Raw genomic sequence first — 2,133 nt, forward strand, 5'->3', positions numbered from 1 at the left:
GCTGGGAGCGCCGCGCGGCACCGGGCCCCCCACCCACCCTTCCTCTTCCGGAGGTCCGATGAAACACCGCATGTCGCGCGGCGCGCCCCACCGCACCGCGCTCGCCGGCACCGTCGCCGCCCTGCTCGCGGCCGGCGCCCTCACCGGCGGCGTCCTCACCCAGCAGGCGGTCGCCGCGTCCGACCCGCTGATCAGCCAGTCCAAGCCGGTCACCGCCTCGTCCGTGGAGAGCGCCAACTTCCCCGCCGCGGCCGTCGCCGACAACAACCTCACCACCCGCTGGGCCAGCGCCTGGACCGACACCCAGTGGATCCAGATCGACCTGGGCGGCACGGCGAGCATCAGCCACGTCGAGCTGGACTGGGAGGCCGCGTACGCCAGCGGCTACCAGGTGCAGACCAGCAACGACGCCACCAACTGGAACACCCTCTACACCACCACCAACGCCACCGGCGGCACCCAGCAGCTCGACGTCAACGGCAGCGGACGGTACATCCGGCTGAACCTCACCAAGCGCGGCACCCAGTACGGGTTCTCGCTGGAGGAGTTCAAGGTCTACGGGCAGGTCTCCACGTCCGGCGGCGGCTCCGGCTACATCCTGGCCAACCCCCAGGTCACCGGTGCCACCCCGGCCACCGGCAACCCGCCGCACGCCTACTTCCACGAGTTCCAGGCCAACTGCACGGCCACCCACGACCTGCCCGACGACCCGATCGTCTTCCCGGGCCAGCCCGGCGCCTCCCACATGCACACCTTCATGGGCGCCCTCAACACCAACGCCAACTCCACGCTGGAGTCGTTGCAGGCCAGCGACACCAGCTGCCTCGCCCCCGGCGACAAGTCCGGCTACTGGATGCCCACCATGTACGACGGCAACACCCCCGTCGACCCGGTCGGCCTCCAGACCATCTACTACAAGAGCGGCATCAACGACTACACCGCCGTCCGCCCGTTCCCGGCCGGCCTGCGGTTCGTCGTCGCCAGCCCCACCGACAGCGCCACCGACTTCGCCACCCACCCCGGGTACGTGGCCGGCTGGGAGTGCGGCACCAGCTACCGCACCTCCGACCTGCCCACCAGCTGCCCCGGCGGCGGCCAGATCGGCGTCCGCTTCCAGGCCCCCAGCTGCTGGAACGGCCTGTACCTGGACACCCCCGACCACAAGAGCCACATGGCCTACCCGATCGACGGGGTCTGCCCCGCCGACCACCCGGTCGCGCTGCCGATGATCGAGTTCAAGGTGGCCTTCCCGGCCAACCTGGACCACCTCGCCCAGCTCCACCTCTCCAGCGGACGGGGCTTCTCCTTCCACTACGACTTCTTCAACGCCTGGGACGCTCCGACCCTGGCCGCGATGGTCAACCACTGCATCGTCGGTGGCCTGCAGTGCGACCCCCGCGGCTACGACCAGAACCAGCCCGGCAAGGGCGCGGCGCTCAACGAGCAGTACCTTCTGCCGTAAGCCCTGAGCCGTAGCCACACCGCGGAACACCGGCCCCGCCGCCACGGACCCCACATCCGGCGGCGGGGCCGGCCCGCGCCCCACCCCACGGAGGACCACCGATGAGGCTTCGCCGCACCGCCGCGCTGCTCCTGCTCCCGCTGCTCGCCGCCGCCGGATGCGCGTCCGGCACGACCCCCGCCGCCGCGCCCCCGCCCGCGAGCGGGCCCGCGAGCCCGTCCGCCGCGGCGCCCGCCTCCAGCGCGCCCGACCGGCCCTCCGACGCCACCTCGATGATCTGCAACCCGTACTTCCGGCAGGAACTCGCCGGCGCCCTCGGCACCGACATCACCCAGCCCCTCGCCCCCACCTGGGCCCAGCGCGTTTACAGCTGCGAGTACCACTACCCGGACGGCAGCATGACGCTCTCCGTCAAGGAGCTGCCCGACGCCGCCACCGCCCTCGCCCAGTACGACGGCCTGCGCGGCAGCGCCGGAGCCGTCACCGACCTGAACGGCCTCGGCGAGGCCGCCTACAAGCGCGCCGACGGCACCACCGTGGTCCGCAAGGACAGCTTCGTGCTCACCGTCGACGTCGCCGAGCTGCCCGAGACCTTCGGCACCCCGCCGCGCAGCCGCGCCGACGTCGCCGTGATGACCGCCACCACCGTCATGATCTGCTGGCAGGAGCAC

At 72.1% G+C, this 2,133-nt stretch carries 2 protein-coding genes; both read left to right on the plus strand.

From position 1 onward, the window contains the following. The first annotated feature begins 70 nt into the window (after positions 1-70). Positions 71-1,462, plus strand: coding sequence for a DUF1996 domain-containing protein (locus tag ACFUEL_RS38885; protein WP_380242812.1), 1,392 nt, complete (start codon positions 71-73; stop codon positions 1,460-1,462). A 101-nt stretch (positions 1,463-1,563) separates the two neighbouring features. Further along, positions 1,564-2,133: hypothetical protein (locus tag ACFUEL_RS38890; protein WP_380242810.1), on the plus strand; the 570-nt coding region annotated here is incomplete at its 3' end.

The organism is Kitasatospora sp. NPDC057198 (genome assembly GCF_042670125.1).
Taxonomy (GTDB): Bacteria; Actinomycetota; Actinomycetes; order Streptomycetales; family Streptomycetaceae; genus Kitasatospora.